This is a genomic window from Micromonospora sp. NPDC048839 (assembly GCF_040649915.1).
Taxonomy (GTDB): domain Bacteria; phylum Actinomycetota; class Actinomycetes; order Mycobacteriales; family Micromonosporaceae; genus Micromonospora.
Window position 1 is genome coordinate 94,952 of sequence record NZ_JBEZGL010000015.1, and the last position, 20,714, is coordinate 115,665.

The following is a 20,714-nucleotide window of genomic DNA, read 5'->3' on the forward strand; positions in this document are numbered from 1 at the left end:
ATGAATATTTCGACGTTGAGGTAAACTGAGGCGGTGACCACGACTCCCGACACCGTCGACAGCCACATCGAGCGGTGGCTGCCGGTGGTGCCGCACCTCGACGCCGACGTCGAGGGCGCGGTGACCAGGATGATCAAGCTGACCCGGCACCTGCGTTCGGTCAAGGAGCGGGTCCTGGTCGATTTCGACCTGTCGGTCCATGAGTACGACACCCTGCAGGCCCTGGCCGGCCGCCGTGGCCGGGCGGCGCCCTCGGACCTCGCCACGGACCTCGCGATGGCTCCCGCCTCGATCACCGCGCGGGTGGACGCCCTGCTACGGCGGGGTTTCGTGCGCCGCATCCCGTCCACGGTCGACCGTCGGCGGGTGGACGTGGCACTCACCGACGCGGGGCAGGCGGCGTGGCGCGGGGCGATGGAGATCCAGGGCGCGGAGGAGCACCGGTTGCTCGGCGCGCTCACGACGACCGAGCGGAGACACCTCGCCGACCTGCTGCGCCGGGTGCTGCTCGTCGCCGAGCAGCCGACGGCCGACTGAGCTCCTCGGCCGGCCGGCGTTCGCCTGGTGAGTCACCGCAGCGCTAGTGCGAGTTCGGTGGCGTTGTCGAACGCGGGTGCCGCCCTGTCGGATTCGTCTTCGGTGAGCGTGACGGACTGGGCGCGGGCCAGCATCTCGGCCGCGGTCTCCGGATCGTGCAGCACCAGCGCGAGTTCGGCGCGGTAGACCAGGACCTCTACCTGCTCGACCGGGTCGTCGTCGGCCTGCGGGCGGGCCAACGCGCTGTCGAGGATCCGAACGGCCTGTCCGACGCTTCCCCTGGAATCGGCCTGCACGACAGCGTTCGCCAGGGCCTTGGCCAGCCGCCCGGTAGCCGTGGCGGCCGGCATGGGCGCGGCGGCGGCGTCCCGAAAGACGCGGATCCAGTTGCCACCCGGGTCGATGACGCTGAATCCGCCCAGCCCGTCGGCGTTCTTCCGCGCCCTGGGTCGGGTCATCCGCGGCGTTCCGGACACCAGCACCTTGCCGTACGCGGCACGCATGCCGGCCGCGAATGCCCGATGCAGTCCCTCGATGTCGGCGGTGATGACGAGGCAGGAGCCATAGGACTGCTCCGGGTCGAATCCGGTGATCTCGAAGAACTGCAGATGCAGGTCTTCCCGCTGCACCCCCACACACGCGTTGGGCTTGCGTTGCTTGTACGTGGTGCGGAAACCGAGAACTCCGTAGAAGTCTTCGATGTCGTCAATGGATGCGCACGGCAGCAGGGGAACGGTCCGCTCGTTGGTCATGCCTCCCTTCCTAGGGGTGGGAGGGTGTCCGTCGCACATGGAAATAGCCGATCATCGCCTTCGGCCATCCGATCGGCCGGAAAACGCCTGGCGGTGCGCGTACCGCTGATGCGAGGGTGACCGGCGTGACTGCGCATGCTCTGGCCGGGACCCTGGCCGACGACGGACGACGACGGATCTTCGCGGCGATTGTGCTGGGGGCGACCAGCGCGGCGCAGGTCGCCGAGCGCACCGGCCTGCCGGTGCGGGTCGTGCTCACCGGGGTCCGTCGGCTCACCGACGCGGGCCTTGTCGCCGGTGCGGACGGCGCGCTCGCGGTCGACGAGGCGTCGCTGCGGGCGGCCGCCCGCGACAGCCGCCCGGCCGACGACACCGACCCGGCCGCCGATCCGGTGCTGCGCACCTTCCTGCGCGGAGACGTCCTGGTGGGCCTGCCGGCGCAGCCGAAACGGCGGCGCGTCCTGCTCACGCACATCGCCGAGCGGTCGTTCGAGCCGGGCGCCCGCTATCCGGAGCGGGCCGTCGACGAGGCGCTCAAGGCGTGGTGCGCGGCGGGCGGGTCGGACCACGCCACGCTGCGTCGGTATCTGATCGACGAGCAGTTGCTCACCCGGGAGCACGGCATCTACCAGCGGCCCTGATCGTCCACGCCGCAAACCGTCTGGTCGCGGAGCATCTTGCTAGCCTCGGCGCATGACCTCCTGCACGCCCGCCGACGGCCCACCGGACCTGTTGTTCCTGCTCTCCTGGGCGAGTCACGCGTTGCAGACCGAGCATGCCGCGGGGCTGGCCGAGCTGGGCATCTCGCCGCGGGCGCACTACGTGCTGGCGCAGGCCCGCACCGGCGAGCTGACCCAGCGCGAGATCGGCGAGCGGTGTGGCGTGGACAAGACCACGATGGTCGTCACGCTCGACCAGTTGGAGCGGACCGGGCTGGCCGAGCGCCGACCGGCGCCGACGGATCGGCGAGCCCGGCTGGTCGTGGTGACTCCGGCGGGGGAGCAGGTCCTGCAACGGGCGCAGCAGGTGGTCCGGCGCATTCAGGACGACCTGCTCGCGACCCTGCCCGAGCAGGACCGGGAGGCGTTTCTGCGCGCCCTGCTGGCGCTGGTGAGCGGCCCGCTGGCCACTACCTCCCCGTACGCGCCGGGCGGCCGCTCCGCCTGTTAGTTCCGACAAAGATAGTTCCGAACAAGACTATCTGCTACGGTCGTACTCGTTCGTTTCCCCTGAACGAGGAGCCCGTCATGAGCGCTACCGCCGTCACGACCCCCACCACCTCGACCCTGCGCCGCCGCGCTCTCGGCGTCGCCGCCGCCGTGGTGGCCGCCCTGGCCATCTGGGCGATCGGCGCGCTGGCCGGCGTCGACTTCACGGTCGAGAGCCCGGGTCAACCCGCCGCCGACATCGGGGCGGGCGCGATCCTCGTGGTCGCCCTGGGCGCCGCCCTGCTCGGCTGGGCCACGCTGGCCCTGCTGGAACGATTCGCCCCGCGGGTGGCCCGGCCGGTCTGGATCTCACTCGCCGTGGTGGTGACGGCGGTGTCCCTCGTACCCCTGTTCGGCGTCGAGGCCACCGGCGGGGCCAAGCTGACCCTCGGCGCGACGCACCTGGCCGTGGCGGCTCCCCTGATCGCCCTGCTACCGGCACGCCGCCGCTGACCACCGCTGAGCGGTTGACGCCCGGTCGGGGGATGCGCTAAATAAGAGGAGGAAGTTGAGTCGCCCCGGCTCAACTCATCACCTTCGGCCAGGAGAACCGAGGAGGCATGATCATGTTGATGCGTACCGACCCGTTCCGCGAGATCGACCGGCTCGCCGAGCAGTTCTTCGGTACGGCAGCCCGTCCCGCGATGATGCACCTGGACGCCTACCGCGACGGCGACCACTTCTACGCGGCGTTCGACCTGCCCGGCGTCGACCCGGACACCATCGACTGCACCGTCGAGCGCAACGTGCTCACCGTCCGCGCCGAGCGTCGCCGGCCCAGCGGCGACGGCGTCGAGCTGGTCGCCGCCGAACGCCCGATGGGCACCTTCACCCGGCAGCTGTTCCTGGGCGACACCCTGGACACCGACAAGCTGGAAGCCGGGTACGAGCACGGAGTGCTGACGTTGCGCATCCCGGTCGCCGAGCGGGCCAAGCCCCGCCGCGTGACCATCACCGCAAACGGCGACGGGCGTCGGCAGATCAACGCATGATCACGGTGTCGGGTGGGATCGGCGCGCCTGCGCGCTGATCCCACCCGAGGCTGAGAACCTTTTTCACATGGTGTTCTCCGACGCTCCGGTGCTGGCCCGCCCGTCCGCGTCACCCGCGCTGCCGAGTGGACCGGTCGAGGTCACCGAGGCGTGGCTGCGTAACCGGCGGTTGTCCGAACACACCCGCGACGCGTACCGACGCGACGTCACCGGCTGGCTCACCTGGTGCGCCGGCCGCGACCTCGACCCGCTGCGGGCCACGTTCCTGCACGTCAACGACTACGCCCGGGCGTTGGAGTCCACCCTCGCCGCCCGCAGCGGCCGACCGCTGACCCCGGCGACCGTGGCGCGACGGCTCTCCGCGCTGTCCAGTTGGTACGACTTCCTGGTGAAGCTGGGCGCGCTGCCGGCCAACCCGGTCTCCGGCGCGGACCGGCCCCGCGTCGACCGCGACCACTCCGCCACCCTCGGGCTCAGCCCGGAGGAGGTGGACGCCCTGCTCGCCGCCGCCGACGCGGACACCGGCCCGACCGCCCTGCGCAACCGGGCGGCGATCGCGCTCCTCGCCGACCTGGGCCTGCGGGTCGGCGAGCTGATTTCGCTGGACCTGACCGACCTCGGCACCGAACGCGGCCACCGCAGCGTCCGCTTCGTCGGCAAGGGCGGCAAGCAACGCCGCCGGGCCCTCACCCCCGGCAGTGGGTACGCCGTGGACGCCTACCTGGCCCAGCGGGCCGCCGCCACCGGCGTGCCCGTGCCACAGCTCACCGGGCCGCTGCTGGTCACCGCCAGCGGCGCCCGGCTGGACCGGCACTCGGTGTTCCGGATGGTCCGCCGCCTCGCCCGTGCCGCCGGGATCCCGGCCTGGGCGAAGCTGTCACCGCACTCACTGCGGCACGCCTTCGCCACCACCGCCCGCTCCGAGGGGGTGCCGCTGGAGGACGTGCAGGACGCGATGGGCCACGCCGACCCGCGCACCACCCGCCGCTACGACCGCGACCGGCACAACCTCGACCGCGACCCGGCCTACGTGGTGTGGGCGGCCCGGTCCCGCCGCCGCAGCTGACGGTCACCCGCTCAGCTCTGGGGGCGGGGGCAGATGCAGAACGGCTGCCCGATCGGGTCGAGGAGCACCACCCACGTCTCACCGCCGGGCTGGAAATCCGGCTTGGACGCGCCCGCCGCGACGAACGCGGCCTCCGCCGCCGCGAGGTCGTCGACGTAGAGATCCAGGTGGTAACGCTTGTCGCCGGCGGGATCGGGCCAGGCCGGCGGCTGGTAGCCCTCGATCAGACCGAAGCCGATGGAGACTCCACCTGATTTGATCATCGCGTACTCGGGTTGGCTGTGGGTGATCTCCCAGCCGAGCACCTGGTGGTAGAAAGCGGCGTGGCCGGCAGGGTCGGAACTGTCGAGATTGACCATGGCGAGGTCCGCAGAGACTGTCACGCCAGCAGTATGCCGCCGGTGCCCGACAGGTTCGGTGCACCTGCGCGCCGCCGTCGCCCGAGGTCCCCTGCGCTGAGCGTCGACCCGCGGACGCGGTCGGGTCAGGGGACACCGAGCGGCCAGAGCGTCGCGCGGGTGCCGTCGCCGCAGATCAGCCGGGCACCGACCCGCCGGCAACCGCTCAGCCCGGCCGGGAGCACCGCGATCACCCGGTGACCGTCCGCGCCCACCGTCGCGACCAGGACGCGCCGGCCGTCCGACGCCAAGCCCAGCAGCACCAACGACTCACCGGCAACGCGGGCGCCCGCGACGGTGTGCCAGCGCGCCCCGCCCGGCCATGTCCACCGCCGCGCGCCGGTGCCCGCGTCGATGGCCCAGCGGCCCTGCTCGTCCTGCCCGCAGATCAGACCCTGGCAGGGCCGCAGGGTCATCTCGCCCGGCTCGACCGCCACCTGCCAGCGCGGCGTCAGCCCGGGCAGGTCGTAACCGGTCAGCACCGACCCGCTGCTGCCGCTCGGATGCCGCAGCACCAGATGCGCGCCAACGACCTGCGGATTGTCCGGGCCGTAGTTGGCCGGCGGAAGCCGCCCCCGCCCGCGGTCGGCGCCGTCGCGGATGTCGAGCAGCCGGGCCAGCCCGTCGTCCTGCACCAGCAGCAACCGCCCGGGCACGTCGGGCAGCACCCGCAGGACGGCGGTGGAGGGCACCGGCACCGACCAACGATTGACGCCGGTGGCCGGATCGACCCCGTGCACGCCGCCCTCGATCCGGCGACCCGGTTCGGAGGCACTGCGTACCTCGCTCACCGCCACCGCCACGTCGCCGGTCGCGTACACCCGCTCGGGTCGTCGCCACACCACCTGGCCCGTGCGGATCGACCGGGCGGTGGTCACTCGCGTCCCGCGTACCTGGTCGCGTTCGGCGACCAACAACACGTCACCGACCGCTTCGGCGGACCACCCGGAGCCGGGCGGCATCGCGACCCGCCACCGCGCCGGGCGACGTGGCGCGGCCGCGTCGTAGGCACTCATCGTCGGCGGGTCCGGGCCGGGGTCGACGACCAGAAGCAGCGGCCCCGCGCCGAGCACGGTCGCACCGGCGGGCGTCGCCGGCCCCAGCTCAGGCGTCAGGTACGCGGGCTCGGCGGCCCCGCCGAGCAGGGCGCACGCCACCACCAGCAGCGCCACCCGCCGACCCCGCGACACCTGCGGCGGTGGCCTGTCGTCGTCTCGGGGCGCACCCCGGTCGTCGCCCAGCTCGATCAGCACCGACACGGGTGCTCGTCCGTGCGCTCGCTCCGGCCGGTCAGCAGAGCAACTCCAGGTGGTGGTGGGCGTCCTCGGCGATCTCCTCCTGCCGCAGCCAGCGCCGCGCCCACAGCCGGGCCGCCAGCTCCGCCTGCTCGTCACCCCACGCGGCGTGCTCGATGAGCAACGCGGTGGTCAGCGCGTACGCCAGGCGCAGCGCCAGACCACGGGCACCGGCCTGCACCGCGGCGGCGCCCGGATCGGCGGTCACCGAGGTGATCGTCTCGCCCAGCCGCGTGGTGACGGCGGCCAGGGTGTCGGCAAGCGTCGGCGACAGCGGTCGGGCCAGGTCGACCGCGGCGGCGAGCCGGCCCAGCAGCGGAGCCCCGGCGTCCTCCCTGGTCAACGCGCGCAGCACGTCCAGCGACAGCACGTTTGTGGTGCCCTCCCAGATCGGCAGCACCTGCGCGTCGCGCAGCAGCCGGGGCACACCGGTGTCCTCCACGTAACCGGCGCCACCAAAACTCTCCACGTACTCGCTGGCGGAGCTGACGGCCAGCCGGCCGGTGGCCAGCTTCGCCAGCGGCGCCACGATGCGCAGCTCCGCAGCGGCCTCCGGGTCGGCGCCGACCTCAACCCGCCCCAGCAGGGCGAACGCGTGCCCGGCGAGAGCGAACGCGCCCGCCGCGTCGACCGCGAGGGTGCCCAACGTGGCCCGGTGCAGCGGCGAGGACGTCAACGGCCCGCCGGCGACGTGCCGCACGTCGGCGTACGCGCGGGCGTAGTCCAGCCCGCGCCGCATCCCGCCGGCCGCCGCGGCCGCGTTGTGCACCCGGGTCACCACGACCAGGGTCATCGCCCGGACCAGGCCGGGCACCGCCGGGTCGCCCAGCGGGAGCGCGTACGCGTCGTGCAGACCGATCTCGGCCGTGGGCAGCGCGCGGGTGCCGAGCTTGTCCTTGAGGCGGCGCACGATGACACCCGATGCGGGCGCGTCCGGCGCCCCGCCGATGCTCAACGGCGAGTCGGCCGCGTAGCGGGGGACCAGGAACGGTGCGAGCACCCGACTGCCGCGCCCGGCGTCCTCCGGCCGCGCCAGCGCCACCGCCATCGCCGCGTCGGCGGCCGAGCAGAACCACTTCTCCCCGGTCAGCCGCCAGGACCCGTCCGCTGCCGGCCGGCCGATCGTGCTCGACCGGCCCAGGTCGGAGCCGCCCTGCGACTCGGTCATCCACTGCCCACTGGTGATCGCCGTGGCCGGCTCCGTGGAGATCAGCCGGGGCAGCCACGCGTCGCGCACCCCGGCGTCCACGTCGGGCATGCTCAGCAGCGCCGCCGCCCCGTCGGCCATCGCCACGGGGCAGGAGAACGTCGCCGACTCCGGCCCGTACAGGTGCAGCAGGGCGTGTTGCACGACCCGCGCGGCGGCGCCCCAGGTGCCGCGCGCCTCGGTCAGGTAGGGCAGCGCGACCACGGCGTGTCGGGCTGCGGCGGCACGCTGCGCCTGCCAGCCGGCGGAGGTGTCGATCCGGTCGATCCGGGCGCCCCACGGGTCGTAGCGGACCAGAGTCGGTGGGTGCGCCTCCGCGTCGGCGTGCGCCGCGCGCAGCGGCCCGCTGACGTCGGCGGCCAGGTCGGCGAGGCGTCCCTTCGCGGCGGCGTGCCCGCCGGGACCCAGGTGGCGCTCCAGCCAGGAGCGCAGCAGGCCGTCACCGGCGTACGGATCGACGGGAGGTGGCACCGGCTGCACGAAGCGGCTCATCGATCGACTCCTGGCACGGCTCGGGGACGTGCGCCGACGGTAGACGATCCGTGGCCGGTCCGAACAGGGCAGTCCCACCGACCCAGGTACGCCCGATTTCCGACTTGTCGCACTTCAGTGCGATGGCGTTCTCTACGGTCGGTAGTCGTGGGTGCCGGCCAGCCGTGGAGCCGACCGGCCCGGCGCAACCGCCCGATGCGCACCGGGCTGGCGTTCGCCGGGTTCGGTGTGGCGCTGTGCTGCGTCGGCGTGGCCGGGGTGGCCGCCTGGAACCTGCAGACCGTCCGCCAGGCCGCCGGCCCGATCCGGGAAACCGCCGACGACTTTCTCAGCGAGGTCGCCCTGGGCGACAGCGACCAGGCGTACGAGCGGCTCTGCGCGGACGCGCGCAGCCGGTGGAGCGCGATCGGCTTCACCAGTTGGGTGCGGACGCCGCCGATGGTCACCGACTACGAGATCACCGACGTGTCGGTCGCCACCCGCAGCGGACGACCGCACGGCACGGTGACCGTGAAGGTGACCCGCGACGGCGGGCTCAGCGAGGAACGGCGTCTGCCGGTGGTCCGCGAGGGCGGGGACTGGCGGGTGTGCGGTGACCCCTTCTGAGCCACCGACCGCCGCCCCGGTACGTCCGCAGCTGCTGCGACCACGTGAGGGGGTGCAGCCGACCACGTCCACGGAACTCTTCTTCGACCTGGTCTTCATCTTCACCATCACCCAGTTGTCGCACTACCTGATCGCCCACCCGGACTGGCGGGGCGCTGCGCGGACGGCGCTGCTGCTGGCGCTCGTCTGGTTCGTCTGGGTCTACACCACCTGGCTGACCAACTGGCTGCAACCGGACCAGGGGCCGGTGCGCACGGTGCTGATCGGGGTGGCGTTGGGCAGCCTGTCGTTGTCGGCGGCGATCCCGGAGGCGTTCGCCGGGGCCGGCCTGCTCTTCGCGGTGGTCTACGTGGTCGTACAGGTGGGCCGCACCCTGTTCGCGTTGTGGGCGGTGCAGGGCAGCCCATGGCTGGTCGCCGGATTCCAGCAGTCGCTGCCGTGGATCACCGGGACGTCGGTGCTCGTGGTGCTCGGCGGCCTGGCCACCGGGGTCGCCCGGGAGGCGTTGTGGGCGGCGGTGATCGTGATCGAGGTGGTCGGCCTGCTGATCGGTTACCCACTGCCGGGGCGGGGACGCAGCCGCCCCGAACGGTGGATGGTCGAGGGCGGGCACCTCGCCGAACGGTGCGCGGCGTTCGTCCTGATCGCGTTGGGTGAGTCGATCCTGGTCACCGGCAACACCCTCACCGCACACGTGGACCTGGTGACGTCCGGGGCGTTCCTGCTGGCGTTCGCCGGTTCGGTGGCGCTGTGGTGGGTGTACTTCGCCCGGTCGGCCCCGGCCGCGACCGAGGTGATCGCGGGGGCGGGCGAGCGTACCGGGGCGTTGAGCCGGGTCGCGTTCAACTACCTGCACCCGGTGATCGTCGCCGGCGTGATCGTCGCCTCCGCGGGCGACGAGTTGTTGCTGCGGGAGCCCGGCGCGCCGGCCACCACTGTCGCCGCGCTGTTCACCCTGGGTGGTCCGGCGTTGTTCCTCGCCGGGCACGGCGCCTACAAGGCGTTGCTGTGGCGACGCCCACCGACCAGCCGGATCACCGCCGTGCTGGTGCTGCTGGCGCTGGTGCCGATCTGCGTGCGGCTGGAACTGCCCGTCGCGGTGTGCGCCGCGCTGGCGTTGGCGGTGACCGTCGCCGTCATCGTGACCGACCGGTCGCGGGCACGGTCCGCCGCCCGAGGGCCGTCCTGACCCGCCGGCGGCACTGCGTCGGTTCTCGGACAACGCCGGCGTCGGCGGGCCGCCGGATGGTTAGCGTGGGTGACCGGCCCTCCGGGTGACCTTCCGCGGTGCTCGGACGAGCGGAGGCGACGCGATGGCAACCGACCGGCGGACCCGAGCCCAGCGGTGGCTGATAATGGTGGCCGCCGCCGGTTACGGCAAGAGCACCGCCCTGGAGACCATCGGCGGGGACGGTCCGACGACCTGTCACCGGGCGACGGACCTGCTCGACGCGCTGTCGCAGCCCACCAGCCCGTCGGACGCGCATCCGCTGGCCCGGGTCGCCGTGGACGAGGTGTCCACGCTCACTGCGGACGACCAACTGGCCCTGGTGCGGCTGTTGAGCGCGCTGCCGGGTCAGCCGGCGGTGACGCTGGCCGCTCGACAACCGCTCGCCGACGCGGCGCCAAGCGCCTGTGCCGGGCCCGTCGTGCACCGTGGGCCGGAAACCCTCGCCCTCGGCCGGGACGCGGTCGCCCGGATCCTGCGCGACGAACACGCGGTGCCCGACAGCGACCTCGCCTACCTGGTCTACGAGCTGACCGCCGGCTGGCCGGCGTGGGTACACCTCGCCGGTGACGCCCTCGGCCGGCAGGGCATCGGCCGACGGGAGCTGCTCGCGGCCCTGACCGAACCCGGCACCGCCGGCGGGCACTTCGCCCGCGACGAGATCCTCGCCGACCTGCCCGCGCAGGTGACGAGTCTGCTCGGCCGCGTCCACCACCTCGACCCGATCACCGCGCCGCTGTGCGCGGCCATCGACGCCGACACGCCAGCGGCGACCGCGCAGGCGCTGCGTTGGTCGACCCGCACCGGGTTGCTGGTCGCCCATCCCCGCCGACGATCCGGCCCCACCTCGTCGACGTTGCAGCTGGTGCCTGTGCTCGCGGCGGTGGTGGCCCAGCAGGCAGGCCGGCCGGACGCCGCGGGGCGCCGTCGGTTGTCCGCCGCCGCCGACTGGTACCTCGCCAACGCGTACCCGCTGGCGGCTGCCCGAGCCCTGCACGACGCGAGCGACACCCCCCGCTGTGCCGGGCTGATCGTCAGCCACGGTGAGGACATGCTCGCCGGTGGTGGGGCGCCGGATGTCGTCGACCTGATCAGCGTGTTGCCGCCGGCCGAGCAGAACCCCGACCTCCAACTGATCTTCGGTGACGCGTTGCGGATGTCCGGCTCGGTGACCTGGGCATCGCGGGTTTTCGCCCCGCTGCTGGCCCGGTCGGACCACGACCGTCACTGGCCGGCGCGGCTGCTGTGGCGGGCTGCGATGGTGCCGTACCTGCGCACCGACTACGCCGGTGCCCTCGAGGTGCTCGACCGGGTGAGCGCGCCGCCGACGGTCACCCCACCCGGCCCCGACGACGTCCTGCTGCTGGCCTGCCGCGCCAGCACCCTCGCCCAGCTCGGCCGGGTCGACGAGGCGGTCAGCACCGGGGCGCGGGCGCTCGGCGCGGCGCGACAGCTCAACGAGGACGCGCCGTTGGCGGCGGCGCACATCGCGGCCGCGCTGACCTCGTCCGGTGTCCGCCGCGACGGGCACCTGGCCGAGGCGCTGGCGGCGGCGGAACGCGCGGGTGACCTGGTCCAGCAGGCGCGGGTCCTGGTCAACCAGGCGCACTGCCTGCTGCGGGAGGCCCGGTACCCGTCGGCGCTGGCCACCGCCGTGCGGGCGGTCCGCGCGGCGGAACTCGCCGGACCGCCGGGAGTGTTGGTGACCGCGCTGCACAACGCGGGTGAGGCGCTGGTGCGGTTGGGCCGCTACGACGAGGCGACCCTGCACTTCACCCGTTCCAAACTGGTCTCGCAGCGGTTGGGACTCAACCGGGCGGCCTTCGGCGTGTACGGGTTGGCCGAGGTCAGTCGCCGCCTGGCCCGACGGGAGGAGGCGTTGGCGGCCTTCACCGAGGCCGCGGAGCTGGCCCGGGACGTGGGCGACCTCCAGGTACGCATCCCGGCGCTGGTCGGCCTGGCCCGGCTGCGCTGTGAAGGCGCCGCAGCCGATCTCACCGCCGCCCGTGCCGCCGCCGACGAGGCACACCGACTGGCACCGGCGTTCCTGCTGTCCTGCGCGCTGGCGGCGACGGGCTGGGTGGCGTACGCCGGAGGTGACCTGGAGGTGGCCCGGCGGCGGGCGGCCGAAGCGGTGCGGGCGGCCCGGACCGGCCGGCAGGCCGACGCGTTGGCCGAGGCGTTGGAACTCACCGCCGCGGTCGCCGCCGACCCGACCGCGAGCCGGGACGCGCTGCTGGAGGCCGGGGCGATCTGGCGGACGGCGGGCGCGGGACCGGCCGCTGAACAGACAGTCGTCCTGCTGGGTCGGGTCCCGGGCGCCGACGGCGCGCAGCGTTCGGCGGCGCAGGAGGCCGCCAACCGGCTGCTGGCGCTCGGGGTCGAGACGGTCGACGGACGGCAGTTGTCCGAGCCGTCCGTCGACGGTGGCACCGTCGAGGTGCGGGTGCTCGGCCGGTTCGAAGTCATCGTCGGCGGGCGGGAGGTACCGCTGCCGGCGTGGCGGTCCCGGCAGGCCCGCACGTTACTGAAGATCCTCGTCGCCCGGCGCGGCCGTGCCGTGGGGCGAGCGGAGCTGTGCGAGCTGCTGTGGCCCGACGACGAGCCCCGGCGGACCGCGCACCGCCTGTCGGTGTTGCTGTCCGCTGTGCGTGCCGTGCTCGACCCTCCCCGGCGGTGGCCCGTCGACCGGTACGTGCGCGCCGACCTGACCGGCGTGCGCATCGACCTGACCCGGGTGGTCGTCGACGCGGAGAACGTCCTCGCTGACGTCCCGCGGGCCGAGCGGCTCGCCCGCGACGGTGACCCGGCGCGGGCCCGCGCGATGCTCGCCGAGGTGGACGCGGCCTACCGGGGGGACGCCTTCGCCGACGAGCCCTACGAGGACTGGGCCGACGGGCTGCGGGAACAGGCCCGCTCGGTGTGGTTGCGGGCGCTGCGTGAACTGGCCCGCCGATACCGGCGCGACGGTGACGCCGACCGGGCCGCCACCACTCTGGTCCGGCTGCTCGACGCCGACTCCTACGACGAGTGGGCGCACCGCGCGCTGGTCGCGACGCTTGTCGGTGCCGGCCGGCACGGAGAGGCTCGGCGGGCGTTCGACAGGTGGGTGGGGGCGATGCGCGCGATCGACGCACCGCCCCCGGACCCGGGCGTGCTGCGGACGACGGCCGGTCAGCAGTTGTAGAGGTTCTCGTTGCCGTCGTCGGAGTCCACGTACGAGTAGAAAACCATGTCGCTGCTGGTCTCGTCGTCCTCCGCGCAGGTGTCCTCCCCGGGGCCACCGTCGAAGCTGTCGCCGTCGCTGACCACGCCCCAGATGGTGACGCCGGCCACCCCGATCAGCAGGTCCGCGCCGTTGGCGCCGGAGAGGTGGTCGTCGCCGTAGAGACCGGCCAGCACATCGTCGCCGGCTCCGCCGACGATGAAGTCCCCGCAGTCGTTACCGAACAGGACGTCGTCGCCGCCGCCGCCGTGGATCGTGTCGACACCACCGCCGCCGTAGATGATGTCGTCACCGCCGAGGCCGTAGATCTCGTCGGGTCCGCTGCTGCCGTGCAGGATGTCGTCGCCGGCGGTGCCCATGATCGGGTCGCCGTCGGTGGCGGCGCACGGATTCACGTCCGGGTCGGCGTACGCCGTGCCACCGCCGACGCCGATCAGAGCGCCGCTGACCAGGAGGGCGGCCAGCGCCGCCGCTCGGATACGCATGATGGGACCTCCCGTTCGTGGACCCCGTCCGGAGCCCGCTGACGCCGCGATGACGTCGCCGGCACTGTCGCAGCCGCCCGTCATCGTGGCGTCAGTACGGCATGGGCGTCCGCGCTGCTGACGCGCTCCTGACGAGGGTGCGGAGTCTGGTCGCAACGCCGTCGTCGACAGTCGACGAGGCAGTGCGGAGGGAACATCCGATGAAGCGGAAAATGGCCGGTCTGGCAGTGCTGACCGGCATGGCGGCGGCCACGACGCTGCTCGCACCGACAACCCCGGCGCAGGCGTCGGTCGGCCTGTACCGGGTCGCCGCCACCAGCGTCCTGGACGCGACGAACGCCAAGACCATGCCCATCTCCTGCAACGGCGCGGACCAGGTCGTCGGTGCCGGCGGGCGGATCAACGACGGGCAGGGCGACGTCCTGATGACCCGGGTCTACGCCGACGCCACCCTGCACACGGTGACCGTGCTCGGGGTGGAGGCCAACGCCACGAACGTGCCCTGGTCGGTGGACGCGTTCGCGGTCTGCGCCCCGGCCGGGGCGGTGGCCGGCCTGCAACTGGTCACCACCACGTCGGTCAACAACGCCCTCGACAAGGTGGGCGTCACCGCCGTCTGCCCGGCGGGCAAGAAGACCTTCGGCGGCGGGTACCGGATCGACAACGCCAACGCCGCGGTGGCGATCGACGAACTGGCGTACACCTCGGCGCTCGGCTCGGTGTCGAGCACCGCGTACGTGTTCGGCGCGCCGGGCAACTTCACGTTGCAGACCCAGGCGTTCTGCGGCACTCCGCTGCCGGCGATGGCGTTGACGGAGGCGACGAGCGCGTTCAACGCGAACGCGCCGAAGTCGGTGACCACACCGGTCTGCGCGGCGGGGTCGCAGACCGCGGGGGTCGGCGCGGTGTTGACCGGGCTCACCGGGGCCGGTTCGGTGGCGACGTTGTTGCCCAAGCCGGCACTGGACACCGCTGAGGCGACCGGACGGGAGATCGTCGCGTTCGCCGCGGCGTGGAACGTCCGGGCGCAGCAGGTCTGCGTGGGCTGAACCACCCGCGTCACGGCCGGCCGTCCCCAACACGGGGGCGGCCGGTCAGCGCGTGGAATCGATTTCCGGCTTGTCGCCCGTCGCTGCGATCGCATTCACTACCGTCGGTAGTCGTGGATGCCGGGAATGCGCAGGCCGCCGGCCCGACCAGGCGGGCGGGCGCGCGGTGACCCGCTCCGGGTCGGACGGCCATCCGCTGCACCCGCAGTTGCTGCGCCCGCGTCGTGGCGTGGAGCGGACCACCTCCACCGAGTTGTTCTTCGACCTGGTCTACGTCTTCACCATCACCCAGTTGTCGCACTACCTGAGCAGGGATCTCGACTGGTCGGGCGCTGGCCGGACCGCGGTCCTACTGGGCCTGGTCTGGTTGGTCTGGATCTACACCGTGTGGGCGGGCAACTGGCTGCGCCCGGACCGGGCACCGGTGCGAGCCGTCCTGCTGCTGGTGACGCTGGGCAGCCTGCTGCTCGCGGCGGCGCTGCCCGGCGCGTTCGGCGACAACGGCCTACTCTTCGCCGGGGTGTACGCGGCGGTGCAGGTGGGGCGGACGGTCTTCGCCCTGTGGGCGATCCGCGGTCAGCCGTGGCTCGGTGACAGCTTCCGCCAGTGCGTGGTCTGGGTCTCCGGCACCGCCGCACTGGCGGTCGTCGGCGGCCTCGTGGACACCCCGGCCCGCGAGGTGATCTGGATCGCGGTGATCGCCGTCGACGCGATCGGGCTGGCCAGCGGGTTCCCGGTGCCCGGGTGGGGGCGCAGCGACCCGGAGCACTGGGAGGTGGAGGGCGGGCACCTCGCCGAACGCTGTCAGGCGTTCATCCTCATCGCGCTGGGGGAGTCGATCCTGATCACCGGGGGGACGCTGACACGGCACCTGGACCGGGGGACGATCGCCGCGTTCCTGCTCGCCTTCGCGGGCTCGGCGGCCCTGTGGTGGGTGTACTTCGACCGGGCGCAGGCCGTCCTGGCGGCGTTGGCCGGTGCGGGTCAGCGGGCCGGCCGGCTCTCCCGGCTGCTGTTCAACTACCTGCACCCGGTGATGGTGGCCGGCATCGTCGTCGCGTCGGTCGGCGACGAGCGACTGCTGCGCGCCCCCGGTGAACCGGTCGGCTGGGCCGGCGCGCTGGTCATGCTCGGCGGTCCGGCGCTGTTCCTGGCCGGGCACGCCGCGTACCAGCTGGTGCTGCGCGACAGCGGGGCGGTGGCCCGGGCCGCGGCGGCGGTGCTGCTGCTCGCCCTGTCGCCGGCGGCTGTCGCGCTGCGGTCCCCGGTCGCGGTGGCCGCCGGCGCGGCGCTACTGGTCACGGTCGGGGTGATCGTGGCCGACCAGGTGTCGGCCCGGCGGGTGGGTCAGTCGCGGGGGCCGAGGTCGCCGCTGCGGTAGTGCCGGCGGCAGAGCACCTGGTAGCGCACCTCGGCGGTGTCGACGGTGTCGCCGATGACGACCTGCGCGCCCTCGCGGACCACCCGCCCGTCGACGACGCGGGCGTTGAGCAGCCCCTCGCGGCCGCACCAGCAGAGCACCTCGACCTGGATGCGGGCCACCTCGTCGGCCAACTCGAACAGGCGTTGCGCGGCGGGGAACAGGCAGGACCGGAAGTCGGTGGCCAGGCCGAACGCGAACACGTCCACGTCGTAGCTGTCGACCAGCTCGGCCATCTGCTCGACGTGCTCGACGGTGTAGAAGCACGCCTCGTCGCAGATCAGGTAGTCGACGCGTACCCCGTCGGCCCACCGGCCGCGGACCAGGGCCCGCAGGTCCAGGTCGTCGGTGACCTCGATGGCCTCGTGGGCCAGGCCGATGCGCGTGGTGACCTGCGGGCCCAGCGACCTGTCGATGCGGGTGGTGACCAGCCCCCGCCGGCCCTGCCGGGCGTGGTTGTAGTTCATCTGCAACGCCATCGTCGACTTGCCGCAGTCCATCGGCCCCCAGAAGAACTTCAACGCCGCGGCGTGCACCGGACGCCCGTCGAGCCCGCGCGCGGCCGCGCACCCGGCCGGTGCGTGCGGTTGGCCGGGGAACGGGTGAGCCAGGCAGGTCGGAGCGGTGGCGGCGTCGTCTGTCACGGTCGGGCAGCCTAGCCGATCGGCCGAGGCTGATCTGTCGCGCGCGGGACGCGTGCTCAGAGCACCCGGGGCGGGGTGTTACCGGCGGCGACGATGGCACGGCGGATCGGCACGGCGGCCAGGAGCAGGAAGCCGACCACGAAGAAGATCAGCATTGAGACCAGGCCCAACCGGTAGGAGGCGGTGAGTTGGAACACCAGACCGAAGGCGAGTGGGCCGAGCCAGCTGGTGCCCTTGTCGCTGATCTCGTAGAAGCCGTAGTACTCGCCTTCCTTGCCGACCGGGATGAGCTGGCTGAACAGCGACCGACTCAACGCCTGGCTGCCGCCGAGGACCAGGCCGATGCCCGCGCCGAGGATCATGAACGGCACCGGCGCCTCGGCGGGCAGCCGGAACGCGGCGATGATCACACCGGTCCAGAGCACCAGGCTGAGCAGCACGGTCTTCCACGCGCCGATGCGCCTGGCCAGCGCGCCCAGGCTCAGCGCGCCGCCGAACGCCAGGAACTGCACCAGCAGGATCGTGATGATCAGGGTGCTCTGCTCCAGGCGCAACTCCTCGGTGCCGTACTGGCTGGCCAGGGTGATGGCGGTCTGGATGCCGTCGTTGTAGACCAGGAAGGCGAGCAGGAAGAACAACGTCAACGGGTACGCCTTGATCTCGCGCATGGTGCGGCCGAGCTGCCGGAACCCGTCGATGAGCACGTTGCCGCCGCCGGTCACAGCCGCCGCGCTGGGGCGCTCACGCAGCCAGCGCAGCGGGACCAGGGTGAACACCGCCCACCACACGCCGGCGGACACGATCGACCAGCGGGCCAGGTCCAGGGTGCGCTGCGGGTTGTCGCCCTCGTCGAGCAGGGTGATCGCGACGAGATTGAGCGCCAGCAGCAGACCGCCGCCGAGGTAGCCCAGCGCCCAGCCGCGACTGGAAATGCCGTCGCGTTCGTCGGGGCCGCCGAGCTGCGGCAGGAACGAGTTGTAGACCACGATCGCCGCGCCGAAGGAGATGTTGGCGACCAGGAAGAGCGCCCCGCCGAGCAGGTAGCGGTCACCGGTGACGAAGGCCATCGCGATGGTCGCGCCGGCGCCGGTGAACGCGGCCCCGCCGAGCAGCCGCTTCTTGTGCGCCGACCGGTCGGCGATCGCCCCGATGACCGGCAGCACGAACACGGTGAGCAGCACCGACAGCGAGATCAGGTACGGGTAGAAGGACCCGGGCGCGACCCGGATGCCCAGCGGGTGTACGTACCCGTCGCAGGTGTCCGCGCCCAGCTCGCAGCCGGCGGCCAACTCGGCGACGGTGGTCAGGAACGGACCGAGGAACACGGTGATCACCGTGGTCTGGAACGCGGAGTTGGCCCAGTCGTAGATGTACCAGCCCCTGCGCTCGCGGCGGGTGCTCGCCGGGGGCGGGGTGTCGTCCACCGTGGGGGTCACGGTCTCGGCCATCCGGGGGTCCTTCGACGGTTCAGGCGGCCCAGTGGCCGCGGCTGCGGTAGACGTCGCGCAGCACGCCGACGTGATCGGTCATGATGCCATCCACACCGAGATCCAGTAAGTCGTGCATCTGGTCGGGTTGGTCGATCGTCCAGACGTGCACCTGCAGGCCGATCCGGTGGCAGTAGTCGAGGAACCGGCGGTCCACCACCGGCACCCGCCCGTAGCGCGGCGGCACCTGCGCGGCGACCACCGACGGAGGCAACCGCAGCGGGCGTCCGTGCAGGGAGGCGACCCGCAGCCGGGCGACCCCGCGCATGCCGAGGCTGGTGGCGACCCGTCCGTCGGTGAGCGCGCGCAGCCGGGTCAGGCGGGCGTCGCTGAACGACGCGAGCAGCACCCGGTCGGCGGCGCCGGCCCGGGTCACCGTCGCGACCGTCGGCTCGACGCCGCCGTCGGCCTTCACGTCGATGTTGAAGCGGACCTGCGGCCACGCGCCCAGCACCTCGTCGAGCCGGGGTACGACGGCCGCGCCGCCGACGCGTACCGAGGCCAGGTCGGCCCAGCTCAGCTCGGCGATGCGCCCTGCCTCACCGGTGACCCGTCGCAACGTCGGGTCGTGGAAGATCACCGCCACGCCGTCCGCGGTGGCGTGCACGTCGGTCTCCACGTACCGGTAGCCGAGCCCGACGGCGCGGGCGAACGCCTCGGCGGTGTTCTCGTCTCCCTCGGCGGCACCGCCACGGTGGGCGAACGCCAGCGGCGCGGGCGCGTCCAGATAGCCGCATCGGGTCAACACGCGACGCAGTATGCCCCCGGTTGGTGGCCGGCGGATGGCCGGCCGGCGTCTGTCGCCCGCTCAGGCCAGCCAGCCGCCGGTCATCCGGGCCACCGCGGATCCGTCGAGGTCGGCGAGTTTGACTCCGACGAACTGCTGGGCGCCGTCGGAGGTCTGCACCCGCACCGGCGGCGTCGGGTCGGTCAGCGCGGCGATGACCACCGCCGCGGCGTCGGCGGCGGACTGCGCGGCGGCGAACGCCTGCCCGGTGCGGGCCAGGTACGCGCGCAGCGCCGGTTCGTACACCCCGGCGGCGGCGATGGCGGCGTCGGCGTCGATGTTGGCGACGAACTCGCTGGCCACCGCGCCCGGCTCGACGAGGGTCACCCGCACGCCGGTGGTGGCGGCCAGTGGGGCGAGGGATTCCAGGTACCCCTCGACGGCGAACTTCGCCGCGCAGTACGCCTCGTTGAACGGCTGCCCGACGATCCCGCCGACGCTGGAGACGGTGACCAGCCGGCCCCGGCTGGCCCGCAGGTGGGGCAGGGCGGCGCGGCTGACGTGCAGGACACCGAAGAAGTTGACCTCCATGACGGCCCGGACGTCGTCGACGCTGTCCTGTTCCAGGGTGCCCACGTGCCCGGCGCCGGCGTTGTTGACCACCGCGTCGAGCCGCCCGTACGCGCCGATCACGTCCTCGACGCAGCCGGTGACCGCGTCCGGGTCGGTGACGTCGAGTCGGCGTACGTCGATCAGGTCGGCGACCCCGGCGGCGTCGGCGGCCTCGCGCAGCCGGTCGGCGCGGGCGACGTCGCGCATGGTGGCGACGGTGCGCCAGCCGGCTCGCGCGCAGCCCAGCGCGATCTCCAGCCCGATGCCGGTGGACGTTCCGGTGATCAACACGGTCTGCTCGCTCATGCGTCGGCCTTTCGTTGCGGGCGGAGTCGTTCCTGGGCCCCCGGCACGAGGTTAAGGGCACGGACGGTGATCGACTCGGCTTCCTGAAAAGCGCGGTGTCCGCGGCGATGGAGGCCCCGGTTTCCAGGACGCCGAGTTGATCTCGGAGTCTCCGTCAGGCCGAACGGCGACGGTGGGCGCGGCTGGTGTCGGCGGGGCGGCTGGGATCGATGTGGCGAGGCAGGTCCGGTTCGTCGGGGCGCAGCGGGGCGAGGGTGTCGGTGAGCGCGTCGATGATCCGGTCGGTGGCGCGGCGGGCGGCGCCGGGGGTGGCGGTGTTCGTCTCGCCCAGGTCGACGGGCGCGCCGAAGTGCACCCGGATCACCGGGCGGCGCCACAGCGCGTGGGCGATGCCGCGCAGCATCCCGCGGGGCGCCTGGTAGGGCAGCACCTCGTGGGCGCCCCACTGGGCGATCGGTATGACCGGGGCACCGCAGGCCAGGGCGAGTCGAGCGGCGCCGGTCTTGCCGCGTTCGGGCCACATGCCGGGGTCCAGGCCGATGCGACCCTCGGGGTAGATGAGGATCACCGACCCGCTGGCGACGGCGCTGGCGGCGTCGTCGAGTGCCCGGTGGACGGCGCTGGTACCCCGGTCGACCCGGATGTGCCCGGCGTGGCGCATGGCGGCGCCGAGCACCGGCACGCGGAACAGCCCGGCGGTCGCCATGATCCGGGGGGCGATGCCGCGGGTCTGGCAGGCGGCGGCCATGACGAGGGGGTCGAACGGGCTGATGTGGTTGGCGGTCAGCACCAGCGGGCCGCGCCGCAGGTGCGTCGGGACGTCGCCGGTGACGTCGAGGCGGGCGAGCAGGCCGACCAGGCCCCGGGCCAGCAGGAGGGCGGCGCGCCAGATCAGCGGCGGCTGCCAGGTGGAGGTGTTCATCAGCGCGCCATCGTCGCACGCGGCGGGGTGATCGCGAGGTCGGGTCGGGGTGATC

21 protein-coding genes are annotated in these 20,714 nt (G+C 73.3%); 11 read left to right on the forward strand and 10 right to left on the reverse strand.

All coding sequences use genetic code 11. The annotated features are described in order from the left end of the window. Nucleotides 1–33 precede the first annotated feature (33 nt). Nucleotides 34–537 (forward strand): MarR family transcriptional regulator, encoded by a 504-nt coding sequence (locus AB0C25_RS25655; RefSeq protein WP_357376773.1) that lies wholly within the window; start codon nucleotides 34–36, stop codon nucleotides 535–537. Nucleotides 538–569: 32 nt separating this feature from the next. Here the strand turns inward: AB0C25_RS25655 and AB0C25_RS25660 are convergent, their stop codons facing one another. After that, nucleotides 570–1,289, reverse strand: coding sequence for a VOC family protein (locus AB0C25_RS25660; RefSeq protein WP_357376774.1), 720 nt, complete (start codon nucleotides 1,287–1,289; stop codon nucleotides 570–572). A gap of 125 nt (nucleotides 1,290–1,414) precedes the next feature. Here AB0C25_RS25660 and AB0C25_RS25665 point away from each other — a divergent pair, with 125 nt between their 5' ends. From AB0C25_RS25665 to AB0C25_RS25685, 5 genes are all read left to right on the forward strand, one after another. Then, nucleotides 1,415–1,930 (forward strand): DUF2087 domain-containing protein, encoded by a 516-nt coding sequence (locus AB0C25_RS25665; RefSeq protein ID WP_357376775.1) that lies wholly within the window; start codon nucleotides 1,415–1,417, stop codon nucleotides 1,928–1,930. 52 nt (nucleotides 1,931–1,982) lie between these two features. Then, nucleotides 1,983–2,459 carry a MarR family transcriptional regulator gene (locus AB0C25_RS25670; RefSeq protein ID WP_357376776.1) on the forward strand — a complete coding sequence of 159 codons (477 nt, stop codon included), beginning with the start codon at nucleotides 1,983–1,985 and terminating at the stop codon, nucleotides 2,457–2,459. A gap of 77 nt (nucleotides 2,460–2,536) precedes the next feature. Further along, a complete protein-coding gene (locus AB0C25_RS25675) occupies nucleotides 2,537–2,950 on the forward strand; it encodes a DUF6069 family protein (RefSeq protein ID WP_357376777.1) in 414 nt (137 codons plus the stop codon). Between the two features lie 113 nt (nucleotides 2,951–3,063). Beyond that, on the forward strand, nucleotides 3,064–3,489 hold the full coding sequence (locus tag AB0C25_RS25680) for an Hsp20/alpha crystallin family protein (protein WP_088951751.1): 426 nt from the start codon (nucleotides 3,064–3,066) through the stop codon (nucleotides 3,487–3,489). Between the two features lie 67 nt (nucleotides 3,490–3,556). Further along, nucleotides 3,557–4,555, forward strand: coding sequence for a tyrosine-type recombinase/integrase (locus AB0C25_RS25685; protein ID WP_357376778.1), 999 nt, complete (start codon nucleotides 3,557–3,559; stop codon nucleotides 4,553–4,555). 11 nt (nucleotides 4,556–4,566) lie between these two features. On the opposite strand, the gene AB0C25_RS25690 is transcribed toward AB0C25_RS25685, so the two are convergent. The 3 genes from AB0C25_RS25690 to AB0C25_RS25700 all read right to left on the reverse strand — a co-directional run bounded on the left by AB0C25_RS25690 (nucleotide 4,567) and on the right by AB0C25_RS25700 (nucleotide 7,947). After that, nucleotides 4,567–4,938, reverse strand: coding sequence for a VOC family protein (locus tag AB0C25_RS25690; RefSeq protein ID WP_357376779.1), 372 nt, complete (start codon nucleotides 4,936–4,938; stop codon nucleotides 4,567–4,569). Between the two features lie 101 nt (nucleotides 4,939–5,039). After that, complete coding sequence (locus AB0C25_RS25695) at nucleotides 5,040–6,212, reverse strand: hypothetical protein (protein WP_357376780.1); 1,173 nt, start codon at nucleotides 6,210–6,212, stop codon at nucleotides 5,040–5,042. A 31-nt stretch (nucleotides 6,213–6,243) separates the two neighbouring features. Continuing rightward, nucleotides 6,244–7,947, reverse strand: a complete 1,704-nt coding sequence (locus AB0C25_RS25700; RefSeq protein ID WP_357376781.1) for an acyl-CoA dehydrogenase family protein — start codon at nucleotides 7,945–7,947, stop codon at nucleotides 6,244–6,246. A gap of 147 nt (nucleotides 7,948–8,094) precedes the next feature. Here AB0C25_RS25700 and AB0C25_RS25705 point away from each other — a divergent pair, with 147 nt between their 5' ends. The 3 genes from AB0C25_RS25705 (at nucleotide 8,095) to AB0C25_RS25715 (ending at nucleotide 12,968) form a co-directional block, all read left to right on the forward strand. Next, nucleotides 8,095–8,553, forward strand: a complete 459-nt coding sequence (locus AB0C25_RS25705) for a hypothetical protein (protein WP_357249328.1) — start codon at nucleotides 8,095–8,097, stop codon at nucleotides 8,551–8,553. Then, nucleotides 8,540–9,742, forward strand: a complete 1,203-nt coding sequence (locus AB0C25_RS25710; protein ID WP_357376782.1) for a low temperature requirement protein A — start codon at nucleotides 8,540–8,542, stop codon at nucleotides 9,740–9,742. Before AB0C25_RS25705 ends, AB0C25_RS25710 begins: the two co-directional genes overlap by 14 nt. Nucleotides 9,743–9,866: 124 nt before the next feature. After that, nucleotides 9,867–12,968, forward strand: a complete 3,102-nt coding sequence (locus AB0C25_RS25715; RefSeq protein WP_357376783.1) for a BTAD domain-containing putative transcriptional regulator — start codon at nucleotides 9,867–9,869, stop codon at nucleotides 12,966–12,968. On the opposite strand, the gene AB0C25_RS25720 is transcribed toward AB0C25_RS25715, so the two are convergent. Continuing rightward, nucleotides 12,956–13,492: a hypothetical protein gene (locus tag AB0C25_RS25720; protein WP_357376784.1), complete on the reverse strand. Its 537-nt coding sequence runs from the start codon at nucleotides 13,490–13,492 to the stop codon at nucleotides 12,956–12,958. The two genes, AB0C25_RS25715 and AB0C25_RS25720, sit on opposite strands and share 13 nt — an antisense overlap. A 200-nt stretch (nucleotides 13,493–13,692) precedes the next feature. Here AB0C25_RS25720 and AB0C25_RS25725 point away from each other — a divergent pair, with 200 nt between their 5' ends. Further along, nucleotides 13,693–14,541: a hypothetical protein gene (locus tag AB0C25_RS25725; RefSeq protein ID WP_357376785.1), complete on the forward strand. Its 849-nt coding sequence runs from the start codon at nucleotides 13,693–13,695 to the stop codon at nucleotides 14,539–14,541. A 166-nt stretch (nucleotides 14,542–14,707) separates the two neighbouring features. Further along, entirely contained in the window at nucleotides 14,708–15,922 is a 1,215-nt protein-coding gene (locus tag AB0C25_RS25730) for a low temperature requirement protein A (protein WP_357376786.1), read from the forward strand. Here the strand turns inward: AB0C25_RS25730 and AB0C25_RS25735 are convergent. From AB0C25_RS25735 to AB0C25_RS25755, 5 genes are all read right to left on the reverse strand, one after another. Further along, on the reverse strand, nucleotides 15,889–16,497 hold the full coding sequence (locus tag AB0C25_RS25735; protein ID WP_238647311.1) for a thymidine kinase: 609 nt from the start codon (nucleotides 16,495–16,497) through the stop codon (nucleotides 15,889–15,891). The two genes, AB0C25_RS25730 and AB0C25_RS25735, sit on opposite strands and share 34 nt — an antisense overlap. Nucleotides 16,498–16,661: 164 nt before the next feature. Further along, on the reverse strand, nucleotides 16,662–18,053 hold the full coding sequence (locus tag AB0C25_RS25740; RefSeq protein ID WP_357376787.1) for an MFS transporter: 1,392 nt from the start codon (nucleotides 18,051–18,053) through the stop codon (nucleotides 16,662–16,664). Between the two features lie 19 nt (nucleotides 18,054–18,072). Further along, entirely contained in the window at nucleotides 18,073–18,840 is a 768-nt protein-coding gene (locus AB0C25_RS25745; RefSeq protein WP_357376788.1) for a glycerophosphodiester phosphodiesterase, read from the reverse strand. Nucleotides 18,841–18,900: 60 nt separating this feature from the next. Continuing rightward, the gene (locus AB0C25_RS25750; protein ID WP_357376789.1) at nucleotides 18,901–19,737 is read right to left on the reverse strand and encodes an SDR family NAD(P)-dependent oxidoreductase; all 837 of its coding nucleotides are present in this window, start codon (nucleotides 19,735–19,737) and stop codon (nucleotides 18,901–18,903) included. 154 nt (nucleotides 19,738–19,891) lie between these two features. Beyond that, complete coding sequence (locus tag AB0C25_RS25755) at nucleotides 19,892–20,659, reverse strand: lysophospholipid acyltransferase family protein (RefSeq protein ID WP_357376843.1); 768 nt, start codon at nucleotides 20,657–20,659, stop codon at nucleotides 19,892–19,894. Nucleotides 20,660–20,714: the final 55 nt, after the last annotated feature.